The organism is Megasphaera micronuciformis F0359 (genome assembly GCF_000165735.1).
Classification (GTDB): Bacteria; Bacillota; Negativicutes; order Veillonellales; family Megasphaeraceae; genus Megasphaera; species Megasphaera micronuciformis.
Genome location: NZ_GL538186.1, coordinates 50832 through 73780, shown reverse-complemented (window position 1 = coordinate 73780; position 22949 = coordinate 50832). Strand labels below are relative to the sequence as shown.

The following is a 22949-nucleotide window of genomic DNA, read 5'->3' as shown; positions in this document are numbered from 1 at the left end:
CCCCTTGGGAGGATAGGAAGCCGCTGATTAAGAGAGAAGAGAGAACTATGTTCTCTCTTCTCGTTCATAGGGGTATAGCTCAACTGGTAGAGTAGCGGTCTCCAAAACCGTTGGTTGAGGGTTCGATTCCTTCTGCCCCTGCCAAAATCGGAGGGGTAGAAGTTCCGGTGAGCTATACTCCTCGTCATGACTCGGTAGCTCAGCTGGATAGAGTGACTGACTACGAATCAGTAGGTCTAGGGTTCGAATCCCTACCGGGTCACCAAAGCGATACGGTCCATACATTTTGTATGGACCGTATTTTGATGTCGTATCCAAATTAAAACAATAGACTAATAAGATACGCTCAAAGTCGTCCCAAAAACTTAGTCGGTAGTGCGGCATAATTGGTTAAGGATTGCTGTACATAGTTTTTTACATTCAATAGTACGTCTTTACAATATGTATAATCACATAGAAAGAGAATTTCCGAATATGATTCAAGCGGTTTATTATGTATATTTGTATACACGAGCTACTGTATTGTATATGTATGATGAATATGATATAAATTAAGGTATGAGTATATAAGGGGGACTATTGTAATGGTAAAAAGTGTAGCAGCTCCGCAAGCAAGCGGAAAGTTTTCAGAAGATAAAATTTTCGGTGCCAATAACCGGGCGACGGCATTGGCTGAAAAGCTCGGTGCCGATGCGGTTATCAACGGGACTGTAGGATCCATTCTCGATGAAGACGGTAATTTGGTAATGCTCAAGGTTGTAGAAGAAGCTTTTCGTGCCTTGTCTACGCGTGATATTATTGCCTATGCGCCTATTCAGGGATATGACGACTATTTGTCCGCCGTTATTGACCAGTGTTTTGGTGAATCCAAGCCTGAAGGTTATATTCGTGCCTGTGCTACGTCGGGCGGTTCCGGTGTCTTGCATCACGTTATTCATAACTATTCCGCTCCGGGAGATGAAATCCTGACCAGTGACTGGCATTGGAGTGCATACGGGTCCATGTGTCGCGATAACTGCCGAACATTGCGTGAATTCCTGCTACTTGATGATAAGGGACAGTTTAACTTTGCCGATTTCAAAGCTCATGTTGAAGATATGGCAAAGAAACAAACCAATATCGTTATTATCATGAACTCTCCGGCTAATAATCCGACCGGCTTTGCCTTGTCCGATTCCGATTGGGATGCCGTATTAAGCTTTTTGAAAGAAATCGTAGCCAATAAGGATAAAAACGTCATTCTCGTTCCTGATGTGGCATATTTGGACTATAGCGGTGAAAAACACGAATGCCGCCGCTTTTTCAAAAAATTCGGGAACCTGCCTGAAAACATTCTGGTTATTGTAGCCTACACTTTGAGTAAGGGCTTTACTATGTACGGCCAGAGAATGGGTGCTATGATCGGCGTTACACCGAGTGAGGATATTGCCGATGAATTTGTAGCCATTAACCAATATTCCAACCGTGCGACGTGGTCTAATTCCAACAGTGCGGCCATGAAGGCTATGGTACATATTTGCAGTGACCCGGCACGGGTAGCCGAATTAGATAAAGAAAGAGCTGAATATTTCCACTTAATCAAAGAAAGAGCCGATTTATTTATGGCTGAAGCCGATGCTTGCGGCTTGAAATACTTACCGTACTTATCGGGATTCTTTATTACCATTCCTCTTATAGGCTCACAGGCTGTTGTTGACGAATTGGAAAAGGAACATATTTTCCTTGTCCCCTTGGGTAAGGGAATTCGATTGGCTGTTTGCTCTGTATCAAAGAAAAAGATACACGGATTGGCTGAAAAGATTAAGACGGCTTTGGATAAGATCGGTGTCGTTCAATAGTATAGAAATAAACGGGCATAGCAAAGGGATAACCTTCGTTATGCCCGTTTTTGAAAGGATGGGAATATATGTTTAAGACAGTTGCCATATTGGGAATCGGAAATATGGGAAGATCTATTGCCGAAGGAATCGGCCGCTCGCCGGACATGAAAAACGGGGATATCATCTTGTATAACCCTCATGCTCATAAAGCCGAGGTTGTAGCCGCAAATTTGGAGAACTGTGCCCGTATTGCATCTACACCCGGGGAAGCCGTACGAGAAGCGGATTTAGTCATTATTGCCGTAAAACCTAAAATAGTCTCTTCTCTTTTGGAAGAAATCAAAGGCAACCTGAAACAGGATGCTATCCTTCTTTCCGTAGCTGCCGGGGTCACTTTGAAGCAAATGGAAGTCGCTGTCGGAGAGGATAGAAAACTGGTAAGAGCCATGCCGAACACACCTGCCGTAGTAGGTGCCGGTATGACCTCCTTGACGCCTAATGAACACGTGTCGGCAGAAGAGATATCCAAAATTGAAGAACTGTTTTCATCATTCGGACGGGCGGAAGTAGTGGATGAATATTTGATTGATGCCGTCATTGGAGTAAGCGGTAGTAGCCCCGCTTATGTATATATGTTTATTGAAGCCTTGGCGGATGGAGCCGTTGCGTCCGGTATGCCGCGGGACAAGGCCTATGTCTTTGCCGCTCAAACCGTAATGGGAGCTGCTAAAACCGTATTGGAAACGGGAGAACATCCGGGAAAATTAAAAGACGATGTTTGCTCTCCCGGCGGAACAACGATAGCCGCAGTTCGAGCTTTGGAAGAACGGAGATTTCGCAGTGCCGTAATGGAAGCCGTAATGACTGCAGCTGAGAAAAGTCAAGAAATGAGTAAAAAATAGGTTAACGTGAATCAGTTCACAAAGTAGACTCAAAAGGTATGCATAAGATAGATAGTTAAAGATTAAGGTTGCAAAGTAGATATATGCTAAATGGGGATAGGTGATTTACTAATGCATACCGGAAGGATATAATATAGCTGAAGCATGAGGGAACTATAACGATATGGCGGTCCTTATGCTTAACGGATACAGACGGTTCAAGGGCCTGCAAGTCACCGTGATTTGCGACAAGGCCGTCTCATTTATAGTAATATTGGAGGTAAAAGGAATGGCAAAAGGTTTGGTTACACCCGAAATTATTGAAGAATTAAAAAAGATTGTCGGTGAAAAATACGTATATACCGATAAAGATAAGCTCGATGCATACGGACATGATGAAGTAACGGATCCGCACTATATGAAGGAAGCTCAGGTTGCAGTTTTACCGGCAACAACGGAAGAAGTGGCAAAGGTTGTAAAATTGTGCTATGACAACGATATTGTCATGGTTCCCCGTGCTGCAGGAACCGGTTTGGCTGCCGGTGCCGTAGCTATTTACGGCGGCGTTATCATCTCCATTGAACGCATGAACAAGATTATTGAAATTGATAAAGAAAACATGGTTGTTGTTGCCGAACCGGGTATTACGACGGCGGCACTTCAGGAAGCTGTCAATAAAGAAGGACTCTTCTATGCAGGCGACCCGTGTAGCGGGGACTCTTGCTTCATCGGCGGTAACGTAGCAACCAATGCAGGCGGTAACCGTGCTGTTAAGTACGGTGTAACGCGTGATCAGGTTATGGGTATTGAAGTCGTTACTCCGTCAGGTGAAGTCGTGCAGTTGGGCGGTAAGTTCCGTAAAAATGCTACGGGCTATATGCTTATGCATTTATACATCGGCTCCGAAGGTACTCTCGGTATTGTAACTAAAGTATTCTTAAAACTCGTTGCATTGCCGAAGTATGAAATGGACCTTTTGGCAGTATTCGATAATCTCGATGCGGCTATCGATTTGACTCCGAAAGTCATGAATGCGGGCATTACCCCGGTTTGCGTTGAATTTATGGATAATGCGTCCATTAAGCAAGTCGAAGTATTCTTGAATGAAAAATTACAGCATTCAGATATAGGGAACTATATTATTATTCAGATTGCCGGCGACAGTGAAGACGTATTGGATGAACAGTGCGTTACAATTGACGAATTGGCTCGTGAAAACGGGGCTCTTGATGTCTTGGTGGCCGATAAAGACAAGATTTGGAAATCCCGTAAAGCATACTTGGAAGCAGACCGTCAGAGAAGTCTCGTATTCTCCATGGAAGACATTGTCGTTCCGATGACGGAAATTCCCGGTGCCGTACAGCAGATTTCCCGACTCGGTGAAAAATATGATGTGGCTATGCATTGCGCAGGCCACTGCGGTGACGGCAACGTACATATCGATATCTTGAAAGACGATCGCTCTCAGGAAGAATGGGAAGAAATGCTTCCGAAGATTCAAAAAGAAATTTACGCACTTGTTTACAACTTGGGCGGCCGCCTCTCTGGTGAACACGGTATCGGATACAAACGTGCTAAGTTGATGAAAGAATACATGGATCCCGTTGAAATGGAACTCATGCGTTCTGTTAAGAAAGCATTGGATCCGAAGAACATCATGAACCCCGGTAAGGTTGTAGATGTTAACGATGAAATTCCTGTAGAATAAGCGTATACGAAAAAGCAAGGGCTACGGTCCTTGCTTTTTTTATTGCAGTCTATATAGAAAAACAGACTTACGATTTTTGCAAGGTTATATGTGTTATGAAGCTTGCTCCTATGGTATAATGAGCCTCATAGTATGTATAAGAAAGGACACTGAAATTGGAAGCGGAATTAATTACTGATATTTGGACCATTATACAGGTCATCTTACTTGACTTGGCCTTAGGCGGAGATAACTCTATTGTCATCGGCATGGCGGCGAAAAACCTGCCCCATGAATTACAGAAAAAAGCTATACTTTACGGAACGGCCGGAGCCATTGTGTTACGCTTTTTTATGGCCATGATAGTAGTTTACCTTTTACAGATTCCGTACCTACATACCGTCGGCGGATTATTACTCGTATATATCGGCATGAAGCTTATAGGCAAACAAGACGGTGAAGAAGAAGCTCATGTAGAGGCCAAGGATTCTCTGGGCGGTGCTGTTAAAACTATTATTGTAGCCGATGCACTTATGAGTTTGGATAATGTTCTCGGTATAGTCGGTACGACCGGCGGCCACATGGGACTTCTCTTCTTCGGTATGGTTATCTCCGTACCTATTATCATTTTCGGCAGTACGGTAGTCATTAAGATTATGCACCAATTCCCCGTACTCATTTATATTGGCGGTTTGATACTGGGGTGGGCAGCCGGATCTATGGTAGGAGCCGACGAATATTTGGCTCTGTCGAAAGATACGGCCTTGTATGTAAAAATTGCTTTAACGTTACTGACTGTTCTCGGCGGTATTGTTTGGAAACGAATGACAATCCCTAAAAAATAAGGGCTTGTCAGATCGTATGGGCAGGCGGGTCCTGTCTTGACAAGGTATAGGAAACTTGATATTATATTTAAGTCAGGTAACGGGGCGTGGCGCAGTTTGGTAGCGCGCTTGGTTCGGGACTAAGAGGCCGCAGGTTCGAATCCTGTCGCCCCGACCATATTCACATTGGATGTCATCCCGAGGCATAGCAACACAATGTGAATCACCATGGAGAGTTGTCCGAGTGGCTTAAGGAGCATGATTGGAAATCATGTGTGCGGTGAACTCCGTACCCAGGGTTCAAATCCCTGACTCTCCGCCATAACGTAAGACAGGGACTGCATTTGCAGTCCTTTTTTGTTTGTCCAGTTTTGCTAAAAACAAATGGTAGAAAGAAGGTTTTCTACCATAATTTCTACCATAAACTTATTTTTCTGCATTGGCGGCATTCATTAGGCTATCTAGTGTGTTCGCAATCTTTGATTCCAGGCGTTCAGTCACGTGCTGATAGAGGTTCTGTGTTATGCCCGTATCTGAATGACGGAGCTGCCGGCTTACAAGCTTAATATCCACATCATTTTCCAATAGGATAGTGGCTGCTGTATGCCGAAGGTCGTGGACTCGTATAAGAGGAAGCGGAGGACAATCTGGATGGCTATCATTGTACGACTGAATTAGCTTGTGTAGAGTCTTGCGATACCAGTTCGGATCATAAGGGTCTCCGATTTCATTGGCCATTACAAACTGGGTGTTATGGAAATGCGGCCCAAATCGCATTTGGTTGGTGTCATATTGGCGTTTTACATGACGAAGGAAAGAGATAACATGCTGCGGAACAATAATGCTATTTTCAGACGCTTCCGTTTTCACAGTGTCTAATACAAGGGCTGAATTTATACTTCTTTTGATATACGGATAATCAAGCCTGGCTAAATCATCAATGGGAATTCGCAAAAGGCTATGCCGGATGTGTAGGGTAGACTCGTTAAAGTCAACGTCTTGCCAACGAAGCCCCGCAATCTCTCCACGACGCAAGCCGCAGAAGATACCGAGCAAAAGAATACAGCTTACTTTATTTCGAGTGTATCCTGATTGTTTTGACAGTTTAGTGGCGTATTCAATTAAGGCCAATGCGTCAGTAGTAGTAAGGGCTTCATTTTTCGGTTTTATCGGCGCCGGGGGATCTACATCTATTAGCGGATTACGATTTAAGAGCTGCCATTTAACAGCCTGGTCTAATGCAGCCTTTAAAATGCGATGAGTTAATCGGACTGTAGTGTTGGAAAGCCCTCGGCCGCTTAAATCTTTATAATAAGTGGCAATCATAAGAGGTGTAATCTTATCAAGCTTATGTTCCCCTAAATCATTTATAACTCGCTTGCAGATAGCCCTGTAATTAGTATAAGTGGCAACCTTACGAGCAGGCGGTTTAATGCACGTGTCGAGCCATCTGGTGAGAAAATCAAGTAGTGTAGGAATTCCTCTTCCCGTTAAAATAATTGTCCCTTCGTCCTTTTCGCTCATAAGTTTCCGTTCAAGCTTTTCGGCTTCACGCTTACTCGTGCCGGATCGTATCCATTTCTTTTTCCAAGTATTCGTTAACGGGTCTTTCTGAGTGATGACAACGTAATATATTTCTTTTTTCTTTGAAATCATAAAAAAAAATACAGCTCCTTTCTGAAAAGGGGCTGATTATGATATACTGATAGCGTAATCAGCCCGTGAGAAGGTGGATTATATCGCCGAGGTATTGGTAGTACCCGGCACGCCCGTATTCTGTTGGTAGCAGAGTGCGGGCTTTTTGTTTGTTACTGGGATTTTCGATATTTAGGCAGACTTCCCCAAGGTTCTTTTGTCTCCCAATCTTTCGGGAATCCCATGTGATATGGATTAATTAGATAATTGTCTTTAATTAGATTTCTCATAAAAAGAAGAAACGGGAACTTAGGGTCTATAGTTTTTAATACCTCGTTTATCATAATAATGGTATTATATATCTTTTTATCGGCTTCGTTTGATGGCGAACGCTTAAAAACAGGATATAGGCGCTCTGGTAATATAAAGGCTTTTTTTGTCGTTCGATTCCACAACCTTCCATTATGAGCACAAATATTACGCACCTCAATCAGATGGGTAAGGAAAGAAGTCATAATTTTTTCATCAAATCTGTATTCTATTAAGATTGCTTTCTTATCTGCAGACTTCTTCAAGTGTTTTAGCCAGTTCACAATCTCGCCAAATGAAAGCATTAACGAGACAATCCAAATAGGGGGAGTATTTAATTCTTTATAGTTTTCCCGGTAATGTTTAGCATATAAAGCATTGCTTCTTTTGTAATCCTCTGACAGCTTCGTATATGGCGAGTCGTGGTCTTTTGTATCATTAAAAATATAAGAACTAAATAAAGCTCGCTTTTCATGAGCAAATGCTCCATATTTCATAGATAAGTATTGGGACCAGTGCGCTTTTACGGAGATTTCTATCTTCTCAATGGATGTCCATAATAGCCGGCGAAACTTTTGGTCGAAGATGTACGTGTGCTTTACAGACTTCCACGTAGTCCCCTGTTTAAACTTATGATTCCGGCCCGATCCTTCCTGATTTTTCTCTTCAAAGATTAACCAGTAGCCGCTTAATTTGTAATAGTTCACATTACTGAGCCAAGTAATAACTTCGGCTTCCTCATCGGGATTTATTATTAGCCCTCGGCTCTTTAATAGGGATACTTGCTCGTCAATCGACAAAGGTTTCTTAAAGGACATAAGTTACTCCTTTTCTTTTGGAATAAAAAAAGACCCATCCTGGTGCGCTAGTGCTTAAAGCACAAGAAGCGTGATGGGTACTGTCGTCATTATACTATCACGCAAGTAAGTAAAAATCAAGTGAAAAAATGTAATTTTATGCTAGGTAAAATTACATAAAATTACTTTATTCACATAAAATAACAGAAAATACTACAAAAACAGAAGAAAACACTACATTCTGTATCATTTAACACATAGGAAAGTATAAAAATTCTAGAACATAATTAAAGATACAATACGCCACTCCTAATAATAACTACCTGAATTATATTGGCGTACTGCACGATTATAATCAGAAATAGCTTTTTGTTTAGCCTCTTGAATACGCTCAATATCGCTGTTGGCGTCTTTTATGTATTTTTCGACGTCATCACGATAGGATTGCATTTCATATGAACTGGCAGTAGCCGGGTTATACGGCGCATTATACGACTTAAATTCAGGATAGCCGAAAATATCCAAATTGCTACCACCCAAAACCATTGCGTGAGACGTCCCTGCCATTACTGTAAACAAGGCAATTAATAAAACTTTTTTCATTTTATTCACCCCTAGCGGAAAAGCCCGGCATTTAGATACGAAAAAATATTATCCAGCCGAACTTCAACATCCGAAATACGGCCATCAAGCATAAATATTTCAGTCTCATTAGAAGAAACTTTACGTTCCAACCCGCGAACGCGCCGGTTGAGATCGGTTATATCAACATCGGAAGAAATATTATTAACCTGCCTCGTCACCTGATAAATAAACATTCCTTGAATAGCAATAATGATAAACATAATAACAAATAAGGCCACAATTTTTTTATTCATAAAGCCCTCCCATTGAAAATTTTTCTTCTTACATAAACCCTGTTACTTACACCACCCGGCAATAAAACTCGACGTCTTCAGCGACACGAGGACAGGGGTTTGCGTTGTGCAGCAATGACTCTACCATGTCGGCATGTAAGTCGTTACTGAAGTCGTCGTTCTTAATATGTGCCAGTTCGTGTAATACGCCCTGAATTTGCCGTTCAGGGCATTTATTTTTATTGATTAATATAGTATAAGAACCGTCTTCATTCTCACGGACTACAGCCGTCTGAGACGGTTTCAATTCAGCATACAGTAACGTAACGTTCAAGCTTTTATTCCTTCCCTTCACGGGCTTTTAATCGCTCTATCATATCGACCACGAAATCTATATCTTCCTTGCTTAAATCCTTGCTAGCATTGAACAGCAGCCGGTACTTAGGATTCGTCCTCAGCTCTTCGGCGTATTCCGCTACTTCTGGGTCGGTGTAGTAGCCTTGCTCTGATTCGTCTTCCCATCCCATTAAGTATGCCGGGGTAACTCCAAGAGCGTCGGCAAAGACCTTGATTTTTGCCCGTGATATATCAATCTTTCCAGCTTCAATTTTATTAATCGTACTGCGAGAAGTATATCCGGTTTTCTTTGCTAATTTGTCTTGAGACATATTATTTTCTTGTCTTAGTCGCCGAATGCGTTCATAAATAGTTTCCATATGAATATCTCCTTTTGGGGGAATTATAGCAGACCGTTTCGAAATAATCAACAAAAATTTACAAAATAGGAAAGTTTTGTTGATAAGATGGAATCATGAATGCTATCATGTGATTGTAGATTTTAAATCAACATTGAGAGGAGGTGCAAAGATGATTAATTAAGAGCTTTTGAAGAATCGAATCAACAAATCTGGGATTAAGATTTACGCATTAGCAGAAGCCTGTGGCTTAACCCCTCAAGGGTTATACAATAAGCTGAATGGGAAGAATGATTTCCGGTGTTCGGAAATTATTTGTCTTAGTAAGGCACTAAATCTTTCTCCTGAGGATAGGAATGCAATTTTTTTGCCCAGATTGTTGATTAATAATCAACAAAACAACAACCGCAAACAAGGAGGGAAGAAATGAGTCCGGCGGAGGCTATCTTGGCAAATGTAAATAGCCGAGAGGAATCCCGAAGGATCCTCTCGGCTACTACTGAGGAACGTGTGACCAATTTGCCTGTACACATGCTCGACGATAGAACAGGTTGGAAGCCTGCCTATCCCTTATTGTTTTTCGCAACATCCTGCAGGTTGACTTGCTGTTAGTAGCGAGTATCTAGAATTTCGCTGCATCACAGTGACACGCCATCACGGCTTTCCACACCGTGATTTCTTGAGACTCCCGTCACTTAGGCAGTAAGGGGCTGCCGCCGTCTAAGCCGCGGCATGCATCTGGGGGAACAACTATAAGCTGTTCCTGCGAAAACTTGCAAAATACAAAAAGTTGGCCAAAATGACCACCTCCTGAAATTAATGTCTCTCCATCCCTAAAGAACGAGAGGAGAAACATTAATTTCAGTATAGAAGGTTGTCAATCAAGTGGTCAAATAAGGATTTCCCATAGTTATTTGATTAGCTATGACTTTAGCAAAAGAAGGGGGAATGGGAAATGAGTTCGGCGGAAATCATTTTACGAGAAGCTGAAAAACTTCCCTGGGACGAATGGCAATGCATCGTTAAGGCTATGGAATTTGTCCACAGAAAAAAAGCCGACAAGCTGACACTTGACGACTCGGAGAAAACGCACGAGGAGCTAATGTTCCACGTTGAACATTACTAAAAGAAAGCAAACAAGATGTCGGGCGTTCGTGGTCTGAGTATCGTTGCCGCAACTCACAGACTATGCGTTGCACCTTCTACAGTCAGTTAAACGGCGACTGTAGCTTGGCTCAAGGTTGGCTGCAAGAGTGGTTCCTTGAATTAACCCGATTCACATTCAGCAGTCACCTGCTGACGGGGCGTGATATACACCTCCAACGACTTTGGCCATTACAGAATTCTTGGCATTCAACGAATCTACAATAGCGTTTGCCCTGTTAAATGCATCAAGACCAGCAGCCTTACGAACTACATTCATCTGATCCTGAATTTGAGTAGCGATAGCATTTTGTTTTTCCATGACTTTGTTAATATTGATAAGTTTATCCACATATGTTATCGTGCCGGCTTTTTATCCGGAACTTCTATAAGTCGCCTTATAGGTCAGCATATTTCATCATCTTGTTTGCCTGTATCAATTTTAACTCAAGTTTTTATCAGTAGTATGAATCCGCATAGGTAGTAAAGCACTTATGCAACCAAAGAAAGGAGTCTTAAATGGAACAACGAATTATCGCCGACATTATGTACTCGGCAGTAGAAATCGCAAGGTTGTTACACACTGATATTCAGAACATTTACAAGTGGGTAAAAACGGGCGAAATCCCGCACATTAAGCTCACCGAAAAATCAGAAATACGGTTTGCCGGATGGGAAATCAGAGCATGGCTAGATAGTAAAGCGACGGGAGGAAACGCTAATAATTGAACTTGAAATTGCAACGTGTGTAATCGTCATCGCCGTTGTACTGGCGTGTATATGGATTGAGATACGGAAAGGAGAATAACAATGAATGCAGACCAAATGATAAACCACATGATGACGGTTATTTACACAACTGCGGATGTGGAAGGTATCCAAGTAACAAGGCACTTTAGACCTCAAGAAATTGTCGATTCCACACTGGCTGCGTGCCACAGTATTATCAATGGCAAACGCCTGTCAGAGAGAGAAACAGCGGTGCTTATCGTAACATTTGGGGATACATGGAGAAATTACATTCGGCGTGCCGGTAACGTTCTTATATCGTTTCACTTCGAGTTAATCATTAGAAAGAGAGGGATGTAATGATGAAAGCTACCACATTACAGAGTCCGCCTGAGTGGATCAATCAAAGATACTACGAAATCCAAAACACTCCGATCCGTATAGTTCGAAGTCATAGTATCGGCTATTACGTTAAAGAAGGGGTAAAAGCGGCACTTACGTTAACAGCTATTTACTTATTAATTGTACTTTTAGCACTTCTTTAAAAGGAGGTTTTCATGAATTGTGAGAGTTGCCCGAATCGGGATTACTGCATTCCCGATGAGTGCATAGGAAATGGCCGCCCTCTGCAGCAACAGAAGACGGCCAAAACAACTAAAAATTAATTTTCAATTAAAAGGAGTATATCACATGACAGTAAATCATGTGTGCGGTGAACTCCGTACCTAGGGTTCAAATCCCTGACTCTCCGCCATACTGTAAGACAGGGACTGCATTTGCAGTCCTTTTTTTGTTTGTCTTATAGATAGGTACTTACACTCGTGGTTTGCATGAGGGGATTTATATAATTTTTAACGTGAAGCGATGGTATGACTAAAGAAGCGTATTCGGCTTTATTGAAAAATTCGGAGCTCATAATTTCAAAATTTAGGAAAAAGCTTGCTGTATTTGCGGACAACCTTAAAGTCAAACAAGTTAAAGTTATGACAACACCGGGTAATGTGTTCACAAGAGTTATTGACTGTTTTTTGATAGGAGCTGATAATAAGCCTGATGAAGCGTCTATTTTTTCGTGTCTTTTCACGATGAGTACACCAGTCTTGTACAGATGACCTGTTAATCATGTATAATAAAATAAAAATCATCGATGCTAAAATAATTACATAAAGGAGATCAGGTATGAGTATATCCGATTGGATTCAAGAACATCTTTTTCAAACATATGTGACATGGCGTACGAAGAGTCCCCTATATAATAGTAAGGGTTTTCATATAGACGGGATCAATAATTCCCTAAAGGCCATGGAGGACGGGATTATTGCTTATACGGAGTTGTATCCTCCTCATGCCGTACAAGGGTGCACGGCTATGAAGGCTCGCATCGGTAAGAGTTTGACTATGATGGACCTTTATTTAGAGCTGGAGGGTAAGTGCTATGTCATTGAGAATATGACATACGCCGAGGGGATACGGATCATGCGAGATTTCGTGAAAAAAAGGGTCTTGCCTGAACGAAGTCGGTATGTGGAAACCGTAGAGTTTGATAAACATGCCTTGGAAGAGTCGTTTGCAGAGTTAGCACTGCTCTTAATCGGTGATTCTGAGCAGGTTAAGCAATTTATGTCCCGGGTTCGAGTGGATTCTATGGAACTCATAGATGACAGCTGGTATGATCTGTATGAGGTATTGTTGTCGTGTAACGTGGCTGCGGATTTAAGCCTGAAAATCGACAAAGAAAGTCTTGTGGATGTTGTAGAACGGTTGGCCGGACCCAAGGGGCTGAGCGTTAACGAAGCGTCTTTGGACGAAGACGGATTTTCTACTCAATGGATTGAAGCGATTAATTCTTCATGGCAGGGATATAGCCTGATAGACATGGATATAGGAACGGATTACTACGTATTACTGGTTCTTAGTGATGAGGAATTTAAGAGAGCTGAAGCATTAAGTCGAATGCTTTTCCATAGAATGGTGCTTGCAGAAAAGGCGTAAAAACTTTTCGTAAAGACTTTAGTATTACTCTGATATATGTGAAATACGAGAAATTTGTTTGTGAACAGGATTTGTTTGGCTTAATTATGGATTGAGCGAAAGCTCCGAAAATCGATATGATTTTCGGAGCTTTCGCTTTTATATGGTGGCCTTTAGCGACTTTGAAAAAATGAAAACCATGCACCGGAAGAATAACATGCCGCATAACGTTTACGTATTAAAATACATTTATAAATTTTTAATTTTAAGGTATAACTCCTAAAATTGAATTGACTATGTACATAAATTATAAAGCATGGGAATACCGGGTTTTATATATACAATAGTAAATCGAACGAGGAAAATCTTTGCAAAAAAGTGATCTTCCGGAAGATAATTTTTTTGAGACCCTTATAAAATGGCGTTGTTGTCACAAAATATAAGATTGAAGCAGAAAAAAGTACGGATCTTAAATAAAAATTTCAAAAAATATAATAAGCGGATACTGTTATCTAATACTGTAAGTATTGAATAAAAATAAAAGTAATGAACAAATGAATAAAACGCATATATTGTTGCGAAATTGTAAAGATTGTAATATTATAGAAACATAAAGAAAATTATTGCATGGGAGTGGGTGAGCTGTTATGAATGACAGATATGTGAGAACGCGTTTGGCCGTAGTTGCGGCTACTGTGTTACTGGGTACAACCTGTGGCGGTTTTACGGCCTTGGCGGCACCGGCCGCCAATCCGGCAGGAACCGGCGACGGCGTAGCCATCGGTACGGGGAGTTGGGCTCCTAAGGCGGAAAATGTAGCTATCGGTGCGGGAACACGTATTGAATATTACGGCGGTGTCGGACAGCCTTCGACGGGTGATATTGTAATCGGCGGTGACGCTCATACGAACAACTATGCCGACCAGGGCGGCGGCATTGCCATCGGCCATAAGGCTTTTGCCGAAAGTCCGGTAGGTAGCGAGGAATTAGCTTATGATTTCGGACAGTCGGGAATGACTGTATACGGGACTGCCGGACCTCATCCTGAAAATATGGTAACGGGTATTGCCATCGGTAAAGATGCATATACTCGCTCGGGAAGCGTCATGGTAAGCACTCATAATTATAACGGACAAATCGGTGATATTACGGTTAACACGAGGATTGCCGGCGGAGTGAGTTCCAATAATAAAAAAACCAATGCTACGACAGTAGGTACGAACAGTTTTAATAATGCATCCTTCGGCGTGGTCAACGGGGCTTATTCGGCTATTACGGGTAAAGACTATAGTAAAAACTTCGGGGCAACCATTACGGGGGCTTTGAACAGCATTGAATCGGAAACGGTTGCTAATAATGATGCAGGTGTTGCCAACAGCATTGTCGGTTTAGCCAACAGAACTCATAATACAAACGGGTCGTTGATCTTCGGGGCAGGCAATGAAATCACCAATTCTATCGGCAGTTTGTCAGCGCCTGCAGGAGGGGCGCCTTCGCCCAAGGATTTGGCTGATACGCTACGGACGGCTGTACAAAATGCCGACGGAGGCGGCTCGACGTTGGCAATGGGTATGGGCAACAAGGCGGATTATACTTTGGGGTCTCAGCTGTCGGGCGTGAATAACACCTTAAAGGGAACCTCTGCCGCTTCCGTGAGCAAATATAATTTGTTGAACGGCTATAAAAACACGGGTACTGATGTGAATCATGTATCGGTTGTCGGCTCGGAAAACACGATAAGCAATACAGATAATGCCATTGTCATGGGTGATAAACGGACGTTGACCAACGCGAACGGAAGTATCATTTTAGGTTCGGGGAATTCGGCTCTTACGACAAGTGTAGGCAATGCCGTATCCGTCGGATATAACGCTAATGTATTGCAAGCCGGCGGTGTGGCTATAGGTGCTAATTCCGTGGCTTCCGTAGCTGCCGGTGCCGTAGGCTATGATCCCCATACCGGAGGCGTTTCCTCTAATTCGTCGTCTACGTGGAAGGCGACGGATGCGGCTGTTTCCGTCGGCAACGGAACAACGGTGACGCGGCAAATCACAGGCGTTGCAGCCGGCACGAACGATACGGACGCCGTCAACGTGGCCCAACTTAAACGTGTTATTGCCGGTACGACGATTGTAGATAATACTCTGGTAAATCGGCTGGGAAATCGTGTGAATCGAGTCGGGGCCGGTGCCGCCGCTTTAGCAGCTCTTCACCCCTTGGCATTTGATCCGGATTACAAATGGGACTTTGCAGCCGGTTACGGTAACTATGCCGGTGCCAATGCCATGGCTGTAGGTGCTTACTATCGCCCCAATGAAGATATTATGTTCAGTATGGGCGGCTCCTTCGGAGGCGGAGAAAACATGATGAATGCCGGCGTAAGCTTTAAGCTCGGCCAAGGAACTCATGTAAAACGGTCTGCATCGGAGTTGAGTAAAGAAGTAGAAGAGCTGAAGGCTATTGTAAAAGCTCAGAGCGAGGAAATTCAGGCTTTGCGGGCTAATCAGGAAGCTTTGGCACAAGCTGTGTCAACTCAAAAATAGGCCTTAAGATCAAGCCCCCCTCTTGATTGTGAAAGGATATAATAAGTGGCAGAAAGCCGCTGACAGGGCGTATATCGTCGTGTCGGCGGCTTTTTGCAAGTTCGGGGACAATGGGCGTATAATAAAACGCATCCGAACTATGGAAAGGAAGATTTTATGAATAGGATGAACCCTTATGTATATATGTTTTCACTCGGTCATTTTTCCGTTGACTGGGCGCAAAGTGCTTTTCCCGCCTTGTTACCCTACTTTATAACGCTCTGCAGCCTGTCGTACAGGGATGCAACGGCTCTTTTATTTGCCAACATTCTTTTGGCATCGGTTACTCAACCTATTTTAGGATATTACTCCGACAAGGTGTCCAAACCCTGGTTTATCCCTTTCGGCGTTCTCCTGAGCGGGCTTTCCCTTACCGCCTTGGCTTTTACGGATAATTACTCGGTCATTTTTATATGTTCCATGTTGAGCGGCTTGGGGTCATCTATATATCATCCTGAAGCGGCCCGTATGGTTAATGAAATATCGGGAGCCATAAAGGGCAAGGCTATGGGGACATTTTCCGTCGGCGGCAGTGTGGGATTTGCTGTAGGACCCATTATAGCCGGCTTATGTGCCTATGCCTTTGATATTCACGGGCTGGCGGTTTTCGCAGTCGTCAATACCGGCTTGGCCTTATTTCTCTATCATCATTTGCCGAAGGTTTTGGCACAAATCAATAGGAATGAAACTGTCGAAGAGACGGTTACAGGCAGGATGGAAAAACGAAATGACTGGTCTTCTTTCAGTAGACTGACGGTCGTCATCTTTGCTCGTTCCATAAGTTTTGCTGTTTGTAATGCCTTTATTCCCCTCTTTTGGGTCAAGGTGTTGGGACGTACACCGTCCGAAGGGAGTCTGGCTTTATCCCTGCTCTTTGCTATCGGCGTTGTCGGCACCTATGTGGGCGGCCTTATTGCGGATCGGACAGGTTTTGTCAAGGTAATGCGTGTAGCCATTACGCTTATGGTACCGGCCATGTACTTTTTCGTTCACAGTACGACGGCTTGGGAAGCCGCACTCTTTATCGTACCTGTAGGACTAACCTTGTTTGCTCCGTACAGTGCTATTGTCGTGCTGGGACAAACCTTCTTGGGTAAGAATGTGGGCTTTGCCTCAGGCGTAACCTTAGGTTTAAGTGTTACCATAGGGGGGCTTCTCACCCCGTTGGTCGGTTGGGCGGCCGATATATGGGGGATTCCGACGGCTTTACAAGTCTTGTGGATTTGTGCGGCCATAGGAGCGATTTTCACTTTTTCAGTGCGAGAACCCAAGGATGCGGCATGAGCAAAATGATACAGGTTGCATGTATGATTTCTGAATCCGTATGGCAATAGGAGGAGTATCTCTAAAATTCATCTTTTTACGGTTTTTCTTTTTCTTCAATATGGTATAATAGCAACCGTAAAAAATGGTTTTGTGTGCTTTAAAGGGGACTTTATTATGACCATTGAATCCTATATTGACTATACGAACCTTAAGCCCGATGCAACGCCGAATGATATTATTCAACTTTGCAAAGAGGCTAAACAGTATCGATTTGCGTCCGTATGTGTCAATTCGTCGTATGTGCCGCTTGCCCGCCGTGAACTGGCCGGATCGTATGTGCGTATCGTTTCGGTTGTAGGCTTTCCTCTCGGAGCGGTGGCTTCGAGTATTAAGGCGGCTGAGACGACCTTTGCCATTGCTAACGGCGCCGACGAGATCGACATGGTGATTAATGTAGGGCAAGTAAAGGCCCGCAATTGGGATTATGTTGCCGACGATATCAGCGGTGTCGTAAAGGCGGCGAACGGCCATATTGTCAAGGTTATTTTGGAAACGGGACTTTTGGCGGATGTGGAAAAAGAAGAAGCTTGCCGTGTGGCAGTAAGGGCAGGGGCACGGTTTGTTAAAACATCGACAGGATTCGGTCCGGGAGGGGCTACGGCCGATGATATTCGCTTAATGAAGAAAATTATCGGACTACGTGCTTGCATTAAAGCTTCCGGAGGTATTCGCGACTATCAGACGGCACGGACTATGATTGCTGCCGGAGCCGATCGCATCGGAGCCAGTGCCGGCATTGCCATTGTAGAAGGAGAAGCCGTTGACAGGTCATAAAAACGATCTGGAAGCCTATGCCGCCCTTGTCGGGGCGGCTCGTTTTGCTAATAAGACCATTTCTACAGAGCCTGCCCTGCCTGTAGAAACGGTTACTGCCGCTGACTGTCGGTCTTCCGTTACCGTCTTGGCCAGCGGTAGCGGCGGAAATGCGACCTTAGTGTGTTGCGGTTCTACAAAAATTCTTATCGATGCGGGGATCAGCTATCGACGTATTACGAACGCATTGTCGGCACGAGGCTATAGTCCGGCCGATATCGATGCCCTTTTTCTGACGCATGAGCATACGGACCATGTACAAGGATTACCGATTTTATTGAAAAATACGGATATGCCCGTATATACGACGGAAGAAACGTGGCGTGCCTTGGGAAAGACGGCAACCTCTGCACCGGGACGCTTCGTACCGTTGACGAAACGAGTCGGCGTGGGTGACATCTATGTCGTACCCTTCGAAATTCCGCATGATGCGGCTCGGCCCGTAGGCTATGCCGTTTATGACGGGCAGACGAAGATTACCTATGCTACCGACTTGGGATATGTCACACCGTCCGTAAGGGGAGCTGCTTCTCATGCGGATATTCTTGTGTTGGAAGCCAATCACGATGAAGATATGGTGCGTCAAGGGCCGTATCCTTATCGGTTGCAGCAACGCATACTCGGTAGTTACGGACACTTATCCAATGACGCGGCTGCCGATTTGTTGACTCAGTTGCCGCAAAAGAAGATGATGAAAGTTCTTTTGGCACATAGAAGTGATAAAAATAATGAACCTGCCAAGGTCATTAAAACTATAAAAAGTAAGTTCGAACGTAGCGGCAAAGCGCTAGGTCAAGATGTGCTGGTAAGATTGGCATGTAAAAACAGCGCCGTCCGTTTTGACGATAAGGGGGAGCATGATGAGTAAAAAATCTACGGCAGCCGTAATAGCGGCTGTTATTCTTATAGGGGCCGCCGGCTTCGGCGGTTATTATTTACACGACAGCCTGAAAGGTACCAATACGGTTCCCGTACAGGTTCAAACTGCAGACGGTAAGTCTGAAACCTTGTCCAACGCTCGCAATACGGCTGTTGTGCAGGCCGTAAAAAAAGTAGGTCCCGCTGTTGTAGGTATTACGACGAAGGTATATAATCGCGATATTTTCAATCGTCCCGTTCAGGTCGGTGAAGGCGTCGGGTCGGGTATTATATTCGACAAGGACGGCTATATCGTTACGAACAATCATGTAGTAGGTAATAATAAAACAGTTAACGTATCCTTGGCCGACGGCCGGACCTTTGAAGGTACTGTTGTAGGTACGGATGCACGAACGGATTTGGCAGTGGTTAAAATTACGGCGGATAATCTGACTGTTGCAGCCTTAGGTGATAGTGATACTCTTCAAGTCGGTGAGCCGGCTATTGCCATCGGCAATCCGTTAGGTCTCGAGTTCCAGGGAACGGTAACGGCCGGTGTCATCAGCTCTTTGAACCGTACGATTGTCGGTGAAGGCGTACCGATGGAACTGATTCAGACCGATGCGGCTATTAATCCGGGAAACTCCGGCGGAGCTTTGGTTGATGCCGACGGAGAGGTAATCGGCATTAACAGTGCCAAAATAGCTAAAGAAGGCGTTGAAGGACTCGGTTTTGCCATTCCTATCAACACGGCTCGCCCTGTACTGGATGCGCTTATTAAAAACGGTCGTGTTATTCGCCCTTACTTGGGTTTATACGGTTTGGATAAAGCCATGGCGGCTCGTTACGGTATGGATTTAGGAGTCAAAGGGATTTATGTATATCAAATTGTCGTCGGAGGGCCTTTGTACGGTTCGGGTATTCAACGAGGCGATATTATTACGAAAATAGATGACAAGCCTGTCGATGACTATACGCAGTTACAAAAAACAGTCGAGTCGTATCAAGTCGGAAATACGGTAAAAGTAACCTATATGCGGGGAGATTCGGAACAGACAGCCGAAGTAACCCTTCAGGAACTGGCACCCCAGACGGATAGTGATAATTAATGAAATTTCATATTATCGGTAGCGGTAAGATTAAAGAGAAATACTTGACGGCAGGTATTGACGAGTTTTTAAAACGACTTAAGCCGTACGGGCAGGTGCAAATTACGGAAATAGGCGAAGAACGGATGACTGACAATCCTTCGGCAGCCGAAAAAAAGCAGATCCTCGACAAAGAAGGCGAACGGTTGCTGAAAAATGTACGTCCCGGTTCATATCTTTTTGTTCTTGATGTGCAGGGAGATCTTATTTCGTCGGAAGAACTGGCACAGGCTTTTGAGGACTTGTCGTTGCACGGATGTAGTGAATTTACCTTTCTCATAGGAGGTCCCTTCGGGTTGTCCGATGAAGTCCGCCGAAAAGCTGACCGTTGTATTTCTTTCGGTCGCATTACGCTGACACATCAAATGATTCGTATGATACTGACGGAACAAATCTACAGGGCTGTAAAAATCATGCGGCACGAGCCTTATCACTTATAATTACAGCGTATATATCTATTTTTTGTGAAAGATAGTATAATAAAGGTACAAACAAAGGTTTCGATTTACAGTTCGGAACGAAGGGGTGGATACTATGAGCGAACGCAAAGCAATGGATATTATGGAAAAGGTTTTTGTACCGGCCGATCCGAGTACAACCGTCTTGGATTTAATCCAGTTATTCATTAAAAATAAGATTACGTCTATTCCCATTGTTAACGATGACGGTACCTTAGCCGGTATTGTTACGGATGCCGATTTGCTGTATAAGAAAATCAAGCCCCACGTGCCGCACTATGTTAATCTTCTCGGGGCCAGCATTTACTACAACGGCATCAGTGAATACGATAAGAGCTTTAAAAAACTCATGGCCAGTACGGCTAAAGAATTGATGACTAAAGACGTTATCATTGCGGCTCCCGATGCGGATGTGGAACAGTTGGCAGGCGTTATGGTAGCAGAGCACCTCAAGGTTATTCCCATTGTAGACAATAAGCGGTGTGTGGGTGTCGTTACACGTCGGTCTATTTTGGAAGAAATGCATAAAGAATATGAAGAAGAAAAAGCCTAGATAAACTTTATAAAAAATCTTGTACCGTCTGTGCGGACACCTTCCCATGAAGGTGTCCGCCTGTTTTTGTATATAAGGAAGCGGATTTACGCTATTTATACAGGCGATTTAATTGGTTTGAGCAGTTATTTATGGTATAATTCGGTCATATGAATAATGGAATATTTCGGAGAGGCAGGGCTGTTGATGGACTCGAAAGAATTAGTCATTGTCGTCGATTTCGGCGGGCAATATAATCAATTAATAGCACGACGGGTCAGAGAGAATCATGTATATTGTGAAGTCTACCCGTATCATAAAGCGGTTGAAAAAATTAAAGAACTGAAGCCTCGCGGAGTTATTTTTACAGGCGGGCCGAACAGTGTATATGAAGAAAAGGCACCGCATATCGATGCCGCCGTCTTTGAACTGGGAGTGCCCGTTCTGGGATTATGCTACGGCATGCAGATGATGGCATATCTTCTGGGCGGAACTGTTAAGGAAGCGGATAAGAGGGAATTCGGCAAAACGGAAACAACTGTGGATACGAAGTCCCTTGTCTTTAAAGGCTTGAAAGAAAAAGAAATCGTGTGGATGAGCCATACGGATTATGTAGCCGAAATTCCTGAAGGCTTTAAGATTACGGCTCATACGGAACACTGCCCCGTAGCCGCAATGGAAAATGCGGACAAGAAATTGTATGCTATGCAATACCATCCTGAAGTGCTTCATACGGAACACGGCAAGGAAATGTTGCATAACTTCCTCTTTGAAGTATGTAAATGTAGCGGTACATGGACGATGGCAAACTATGCCAAACAAGCTGTTGAAGACGTGCGTCGGACTGTCGGTGCCGGTAAGGTCGTACTGGCTCTTTCAGGCGGGGTCGACAGCTCTGTGGCGGCGGCCTTGATTTCCCGTGCCGTTGGCAACCAATTGACCTGTATTTTTGTTGACCACGGTTTAATGCGAAAAAATGAAGGCGATGAAGTTGAAGCGGCCTTTAAGGATTCGGGAATGAACTTCATTCGCGTCGACGCATCGGACCGATTCCTGTCTAAATTGGCAGGTGTTTCCGATCCCGAAAGAAAACGTAAAACTATCGGCGAAGAATTTATTCGCGTCTTTGAAGAAGAAGGACGAAAAATCGGTGCCGTCGATTTTTTGGCACAAGGCACGATTTATCCCGATGTCATCGAATCGGGTGCCGGTGATGCGGCGGTTATTAAAAGCCATCACAATGTAGGCGGCTTGCCGGCTGTTGTAGACTTTAAGGGTCTTATTGAACCGCTACGCAACCTCTTTAAGGATGAAGTTCGCGAACTCGGTGAAGAACTGGGTTTGCCGGACTATCTCGTATGGCGGCAGCCTTTCCCGGGACCGGGACTGGCCATTCGCGTTATGGGCGAAATTACAAAAGAAAAACTGGACATCTTGCGTGATGCCGATGCCGTTTTTAGAGAAGAAATTGCGGCGGCAGGCCTTGATCGCTCCATAAACCAATACTTTGCCGTCTTAACGAATAACCGGTCTGTCGGCGTTATGGGCGACTTCCGCACATATGACTATACCTTGGCCTTACGAGGTGTAACAACAACAGACTTTATGACGGCTGACTGGGCGAGAATTCCCTATGACGTGCTGGATAAAATCTCGAGCCGTATCGTTAACGAAGTAGAACACATTAACCGAATTGTGTATGACATAACCAGCAAACCCCCTTCCACGATTGAATGGGAGTAACTCTTAGCCCGCAGCCTTCCTACGGAAGTCTGCGGGCTTTAGAGTTACCCCCGCGAGGGTTGCGAGGAGTGCGTGTTGCGAAGCGGCAAGGACGACCGTAACCTACCGCGCAATGAGTCCATACCCCCGCGAGGGTTGCGA

The 22949-nt window shown here is 44.0% G+C and carries 24 protein-coding genes and 4 tRNA genes; 21 read left to right on the top strand and 7 right to left on the bottom strand.

Annotated elements, in window-relative coordinates; all coding sequences use genetic code 11:
• Positions 1 to 68: 68 nt before the first annotated feature.
• The 8 genes from HMPREF9429_RS02900 to HMPREF9429_RS02865 all read left to right on the top strand — a co-directional run bounded on the left by HMPREF9429_RS02900 (position 69) and on the right by HMPREF9429_RS02865 (position 5534).
• Positions 69 to 144: transfer RNA gene (locus tag HMPREF9429_RS02900), tRNA-Trp, on the top strand.
• A gap of 44 nt (positions 145 to 188) precedes the next feature.
• A tRNA-Arg gene (locus HMPREF9429_RS02895) sits at positions 189 to 265 on the top strand.
• A 319-nt stretch (positions 266 to 584) separates the two neighbouring features.
• A complete protein-coding gene (locus HMPREF9429_RS02890) occupies positions 585 to 1838 on the top strand; it encodes a pyridoxal phosphate-dependent aminotransferase (RefSeq protein ID WP_006941486.1) in 1254 nt (417 codons plus the stop codon).
• Between the two features lie 68 nt (positions 1839 to 1906).
• A complete protein-coding gene (proC, locus tag HMPREF9429_RS02885) occupies positions 1907 to 2722 on the top strand; it encodes a pyrroline-5-carboxylate reductase (protein WP_006941485.1) in 816 nt (271 codons plus the stop codon).
• A 268-nt stretch (positions 2723 to 2990) separates the two neighbouring features.
• Positions 2991 to 4409 carry an FAD-binding oxidoreductase gene (locus HMPREF9429_RS02880; protein WP_040773514.1) on the top strand — a complete coding sequence of 473 codons (1419 nt, stop codon included), beginning with the start codon at positions 2991 to 2993 and terminating at the stop codon, positions 4407 to 4409.
• Between the two features lie 155 nt (positions 4410 to 4564).
• Positions 4565 to 5233: a TerC family protein gene (locus HMPREF9429_RS02875; RefSeq protein WP_006941483.1), complete on the top strand. Its 669-nt coding sequence runs from the start codon at positions 4565 to 4567 to the stop codon at positions 5231 to 5233.
• An 80-nt stretch (positions 5234 to 5313) separates the two neighbouring features.
• Positions 5314 to 5390: transfer RNA gene (locus HMPREF9429_RS02870), tRNA-Pro, on the top strand.
• 52 nt (positions 5391 to 5442) lie between these two features.
• A tRNA-Ser gene (locus HMPREF9429_RS02865) sits at positions 5443 to 5534 on the top strand.
• Between the two features lie 104 nt (positions 5535 to 5638).
• On the opposite strand, the gene HMPREF9429_RS02860 is transcribed toward HMPREF9429_RS02865, so the two are convergent.
• From HMPREF9429_RS02860 to HMPREF9429_RS02835, 6 genes are all read right to left on the bottom strand, one after another.
• On the bottom strand, positions 5639 to 6868 hold the full coding sequence (locus tag HMPREF9429_RS02860; protein ID WP_006941482.1) for a tyrosine-type recombinase/integrase: 1230 nt from the start codon (positions 6866 to 6868) through the stop codon (positions 5639 to 5641).
• A gap of 152 nt (positions 6869 to 7020) precedes the next feature.
• Positions 7021 to 7974 (bottom strand): Abi family protein, encoded by a 954-nt coding sequence (locus tag HMPREF9429_RS02855; protein WP_006941475.1) that lies wholly within the window; start codon positions 7972 to 7974, stop codon positions 7021 to 7023.
• Positions 7975 to 8262: 288 nt separating this feature from the next.
• Positions 8263 to 8556, bottom strand: a complete 294-nt coding sequence (locus tag HMPREF9429_RS02850; RefSeq protein WP_006941472.1) for a hypothetical protein — start codon at positions 8554 to 8556, stop codon at positions 8263 to 8265.
• Between the two features lie 11 nt (positions 8557 to 8567).
• Positions 8568 to 8831: a hypothetical protein gene (locus HMPREF9429_RS02845; protein WP_006941471.1), complete on the bottom strand. Its 264-nt coding sequence runs from the start codon at positions 8829 to 8831 to the stop codon at positions 8568 to 8570.
• A 46-nt stretch (positions 8832 to 8877) separates the two neighbouring features.
• On the bottom strand, positions 8878 to 9144 hold the full coding sequence (locus HMPREF9429_RS02840; protein ID WP_040773474.1) for an ImmA/IrrE family metallo-endopeptidase: 267 nt from the start codon (positions 9142 to 9144) through the stop codon (positions 8878 to 8880).
• A 4-nt stretch (positions 9145 to 9148) separates the two neighbouring features.
• The gene (locus HMPREF9429_RS02835; protein WP_006941467.1) at positions 9149 to 9526 is read right to left on the bottom strand and encodes a helix-turn-helix domain-containing protein; all 378 of its coding nucleotides are present in this window, start codon (positions 9524 to 9526) and stop codon (positions 9149 to 9151) included.
• Positions 9527 to 9695: 169 nt separating this feature from the next.
• On the opposite strand from HMPREF9429_RS02835, the gene HMPREF9429_RS09420 reads away from it, so the two are divergent.
• Together HMPREF9429_RS09420 and HMPREF9429_RS09135 are read left to right on the top strand one after the other, a co-directional pair.
• Positions 9696 to 9935 carry a helix-turn-helix domain-containing protein gene (locus HMPREF9429_RS09420; RefSeq protein ID WP_006941465.1) on the top strand — a complete coding sequence of 80 codons (240 nt, stop codon included), beginning with the start codon at positions 9696 to 9698 and terminating at the stop codon, positions 9933 to 9935.
• Positions 9936 to 10460: 525 nt separating this feature from the next.
• Positions 10461 to 10631 (top strand): hypothetical protein, encoded by a 171-nt coding sequence (locus HMPREF9429_RS09135; protein WP_006941463.1) that lies wholly within the window; start codon positions 10461 to 10463, stop codon positions 10629 to 10631.
• A 156-nt stretch (positions 10632 to 10787) separates the two neighbouring features.
• Here HMPREF9429_RS09135 and HMPREF9429_RS02820 read toward each other — a convergent pair whose 3' ends face one another.
• Positions 10788 to 10928: a hypothetical protein gene (locus HMPREF9429_RS02820; protein ID WP_156780704.1), complete on the bottom strand. Its 141-nt coding sequence runs from the start codon at positions 10926 to 10928 to the stop codon at positions 10788 to 10790.
• A 239-nt stretch (positions 10929 to 11167) separates the two neighbouring features.
• Between HMPREF9429_RS02820 and HMPREF9429_RS02815 the strand changes: the two genes are divergently transcribed.
• From HMPREF9429_RS02815 to guaA, 11 genes are all read left to right on the top strand, one after another.
• Positions 11168 to 11377 carry a helix-turn-helix domain-containing protein gene (locus HMPREF9429_RS02815; protein ID WP_006941459.1) on the top strand — a complete coding sequence of 70 codons (210 nt, stop codon included), beginning with the start codon at positions 11168 to 11170 and terminating at the stop codon, positions 11375 to 11377.
• Between the two features lie 81 nt (positions 11378 to 11458).
• Positions 11459 to 11737 carry a hypothetical protein gene (locus HMPREF9429_RS02810; RefSeq protein WP_006941458.1) on the top strand — a complete coding sequence of 93 codons (279 nt, stop codon included), beginning with the start codon at positions 11459 to 11461 and terminating at the stop codon, positions 11735 to 11737.
• Positions 11738 to 12556: 819 nt separating this feature from the next.
• Complete coding sequence (locus tag HMPREF9429_RS02795) at positions 12557 to 13369, top strand: DUF6630 family protein (RefSeq protein WP_006941455.1); 813 nt, start codon at positions 12557 to 12559, stop codon at positions 13367 to 13369.
• Positions 13370 to 13995: 626 nt separating this feature from the next.
• Positions 13996 to 15891 (top strand): YadA-like family protein, encoded by a 1896-nt coding sequence (locus HMPREF9429_RS09240; protein WP_006941452.1) that lies wholly within the window; start codon positions 13996 to 13998, stop codon positions 15889 to 15891.
• A 156-nt stretch (positions 15892 to 16047) separates the two neighbouring features.
• The gene (locus HMPREF9429_RS02785) at positions 16048 to 17214 is read left to right on the top strand and encodes an MFS transporter (RefSeq protein WP_006941446.1); all 1167 of its coding nucleotides are present in this window, start codon (positions 16048 to 16050) and stop codon (positions 17212 to 17214) included.
• A gap of 156 nt (positions 17215 to 17370) precedes the next feature.
• Positions 17371 to 18030: a deoxyribose-phosphate aldolase gene (gene deoC / locus HMPREF9429_RS02780; RefSeq protein ID WP_006941444.1), complete on the top strand. Its 660-nt coding sequence runs from the start codon at positions 17371 to 17373 to the stop codon at positions 18028 to 18030.
• A complete protein-coding gene (locus HMPREF9429_RS02775; protein WP_006941440.1) occupies positions 18017 to 18937 on the top strand; it encodes an MBL fold metallo-hydrolase in 921 nt (306 codons plus the stop codon). The genes deoC and HMPREF9429_RS02775 overlap by 14 nt, the downstream gene beginning before the upstream one ends.
• The gene (locus HMPREF9429_RS02770) at positions 18927 to 20036 is read left to right on the top strand and encodes a S1C family serine protease (protein ID WP_006941438.1); all 1110 of its coding nucleotides are present in this window, start codon (positions 18927 to 18929) and stop codon (positions 20034 to 20036) included. The genes HMPREF9429_RS02775 and HMPREF9429_RS02770 overlap by 11 nt, the downstream gene beginning before the upstream one ends.
• On the top strand, positions 20036 to 20515 hold the full coding sequence (gene rlmH, locus HMPREF9429_RS02765) for a 23S rRNA (pseudouridine(1915)-N(3))-methyltransferase RlmH (RefSeq protein ID WP_006941436.1): 480 nt from the start codon (positions 20036 to 20038) through the stop codon (positions 20513 to 20515). Before HMPREF9429_RS02770 ends, rlmH begins: the two co-directional genes overlap by 1 nt.
• 94 nt (positions 20516 to 20609) lie before the next feature.
• A complete protein-coding gene (locus HMPREF9429_RS02760; RefSeq protein ID WP_006941434.1) occupies positions 20610 to 21086 on the top strand; it encodes a CBS domain-containing protein in 477 nt (158 codons plus the stop codon).
• A gap of 186 nt (positions 21087 to 21272) precedes the next feature.
• Positions 21273 to 22808 carry a glutamine-hydrolyzing GMP synthase gene (gene guaA, locus HMPREF9429_RS02755; protein ID WP_040773467.1) on the top strand — a complete coding sequence of 512 codons (1536 nt, stop codon included), beginning with the start codon at positions 21273 to 21275 and terminating at the stop codon, positions 22806 to 22808.
• Positions 22809 to 22949 lie beyond the last annotated feature (141 nt).

What these genes read in the sequence shown, in the direction of transcription:
- HMPREF9429_RS09240 (WP_006941452.1), top strand. Translation starts at nt 13,996, where the DNA reads ATGAATGACAGATATGTGAGAACGCGTTTGGCCGTAGTTGCGGCTACT.
- guaA (WP_040773467.1), top strand. Translation starts at nt 21,273, where the DNA reads ATGGACTCGAAAGAATTAGTCATTGTCGTCGATTTCGGCGGGCAATAT.
- HMPREF9429_RS02810 (WP_006941458.1), top strand. Translation starts at nt 11,459, where the DNA reads ATGAATGCAGACCAAATGATAAACCACATGATGACGGTTATTTACACA.
- HMPREF9429_RS02795 (WP_006941455.1), top strand. Translation starts at nt 12,557, where the DNA reads ATGAGTATATCCGATTGGATTCAAGAACATCTTTTTCAAACATATGTG.
- deoC (WP_006941444.1), top strand. Translation starts at nt 17,371, where the DNA reads ATGACCATTGAATCCTATATTGACTATACGAACCTTAAGCCCGATGCA.
- HMPREF9429_RS02835 (WP_006941467.1), bottom strand. Translation starts at nt 9,526, where the DNA reads ATGGAAACTATTTATGAACGCATTCGGCGACTAAGACAAGAAAATAAT.
- HMPREF9429_RS02760 (WP_006941434.1), top strand. Translation starts at nt 20,610, where the DNA reads ATGAGCGAACGCAAAGCAATGGATATTATGGAAAAGGTTTTTGTACCG.
- HMPREF9429_RS02855 (WP_006941475.1), bottom strand. Translation starts at nt 7,974, where the DNA reads ATGTCCTTTAAGAAACCTTTGTCGATTGACGAGCAAGTATCCCTATTA.
- HMPREF9429_RS02820 (WP_156780704.1), bottom strand. Translation starts at nt 10,928, where the DNA reads ATGAATGTAGTTCGTAAGGCTGCTGGTCTTGATGCATTTAACAGGGCA.
- HMPREF9429_RS02785 (WP_006941446.1), top strand. Translation starts at nt 16,048, where the DNA reads ATGAATAGGATGAACCCTTATGTATATATGTTTTCACTCGGTCATTTT.
- HMPREF9429_RS02770 (WP_006941438.1), top strand. Translation starts at nt 18,927, where the DNA reads ATGATGAGTAAAAAATCTACGGCAGCCGTAATAGCGGCTGTTATTCTT.
- HMPREF9429_RS02815 (WP_006941459.1), top strand. Translation starts at nt 11,168, where the DNA reads ATGGAACAACGAATTATCGCCGACATTATGTACTCGGCAGTAGAAATC.
- HMPREF9429_RS02850 (WP_006941472.1), bottom strand. Translation starts at nt 8,556, where the DNA reads ATGAAAAAAGTTTTATTAATTGCCTTGTTTACAGTAATGGCAGGGACG.
- HMPREF9429_RS02845 (WP_006941471.1), bottom strand. Translation starts at nt 8,831, where the DNA reads ATGAATAAAAAAATTGTGGCCTTATTTGTTATTATGTTTATCATTATT.
- HMPREF9429_RS02860 (WP_006941482.1), bottom strand. Translation starts at nt 6,868, where the DNA reads ATGATTTCAAAGAAAAAAGAAATATATTACGTTGTCATCACTCAGAAA.
- HMPREF9429_RS02890 (WP_006941486.1), top strand. Translation starts at nt 585, where the DNA reads ATGGTAAAAAGTGTAGCAGCTCCGCAAGCAAGCGGAAAGTTTTCAGAA.
- HMPREF9429_RS09135 (WP_006941463.1), top strand. Translation starts at nt 10,461, where the DNA reads ATGAGTTCGGCGGAAATCATTTTACGAGAAGCTGAAAAACTTCCCTGG.
- HMPREF9429_RS02880 (WP_040773514.1), top strand. Translation starts at nt 2,991, where the DNA reads ATGGCAAAAGGTTTGGTTACACCCGAAATTATTGAAGAATTAAAAAAG.
- rlmH (WP_006941436.1), top strand. Translation starts at nt 20,036, where the DNA reads ATGAAATTTCATATTATCGGTAGCGGTAAGATTAAAGAGAAATACTTG.
- proC (WP_006941485.1), top strand. Translation starts at nt 1,907, where the DNA reads ATGTTTAAGACAGTTGCCATATTGGGAATCGGAAATATGGGAAGATCT.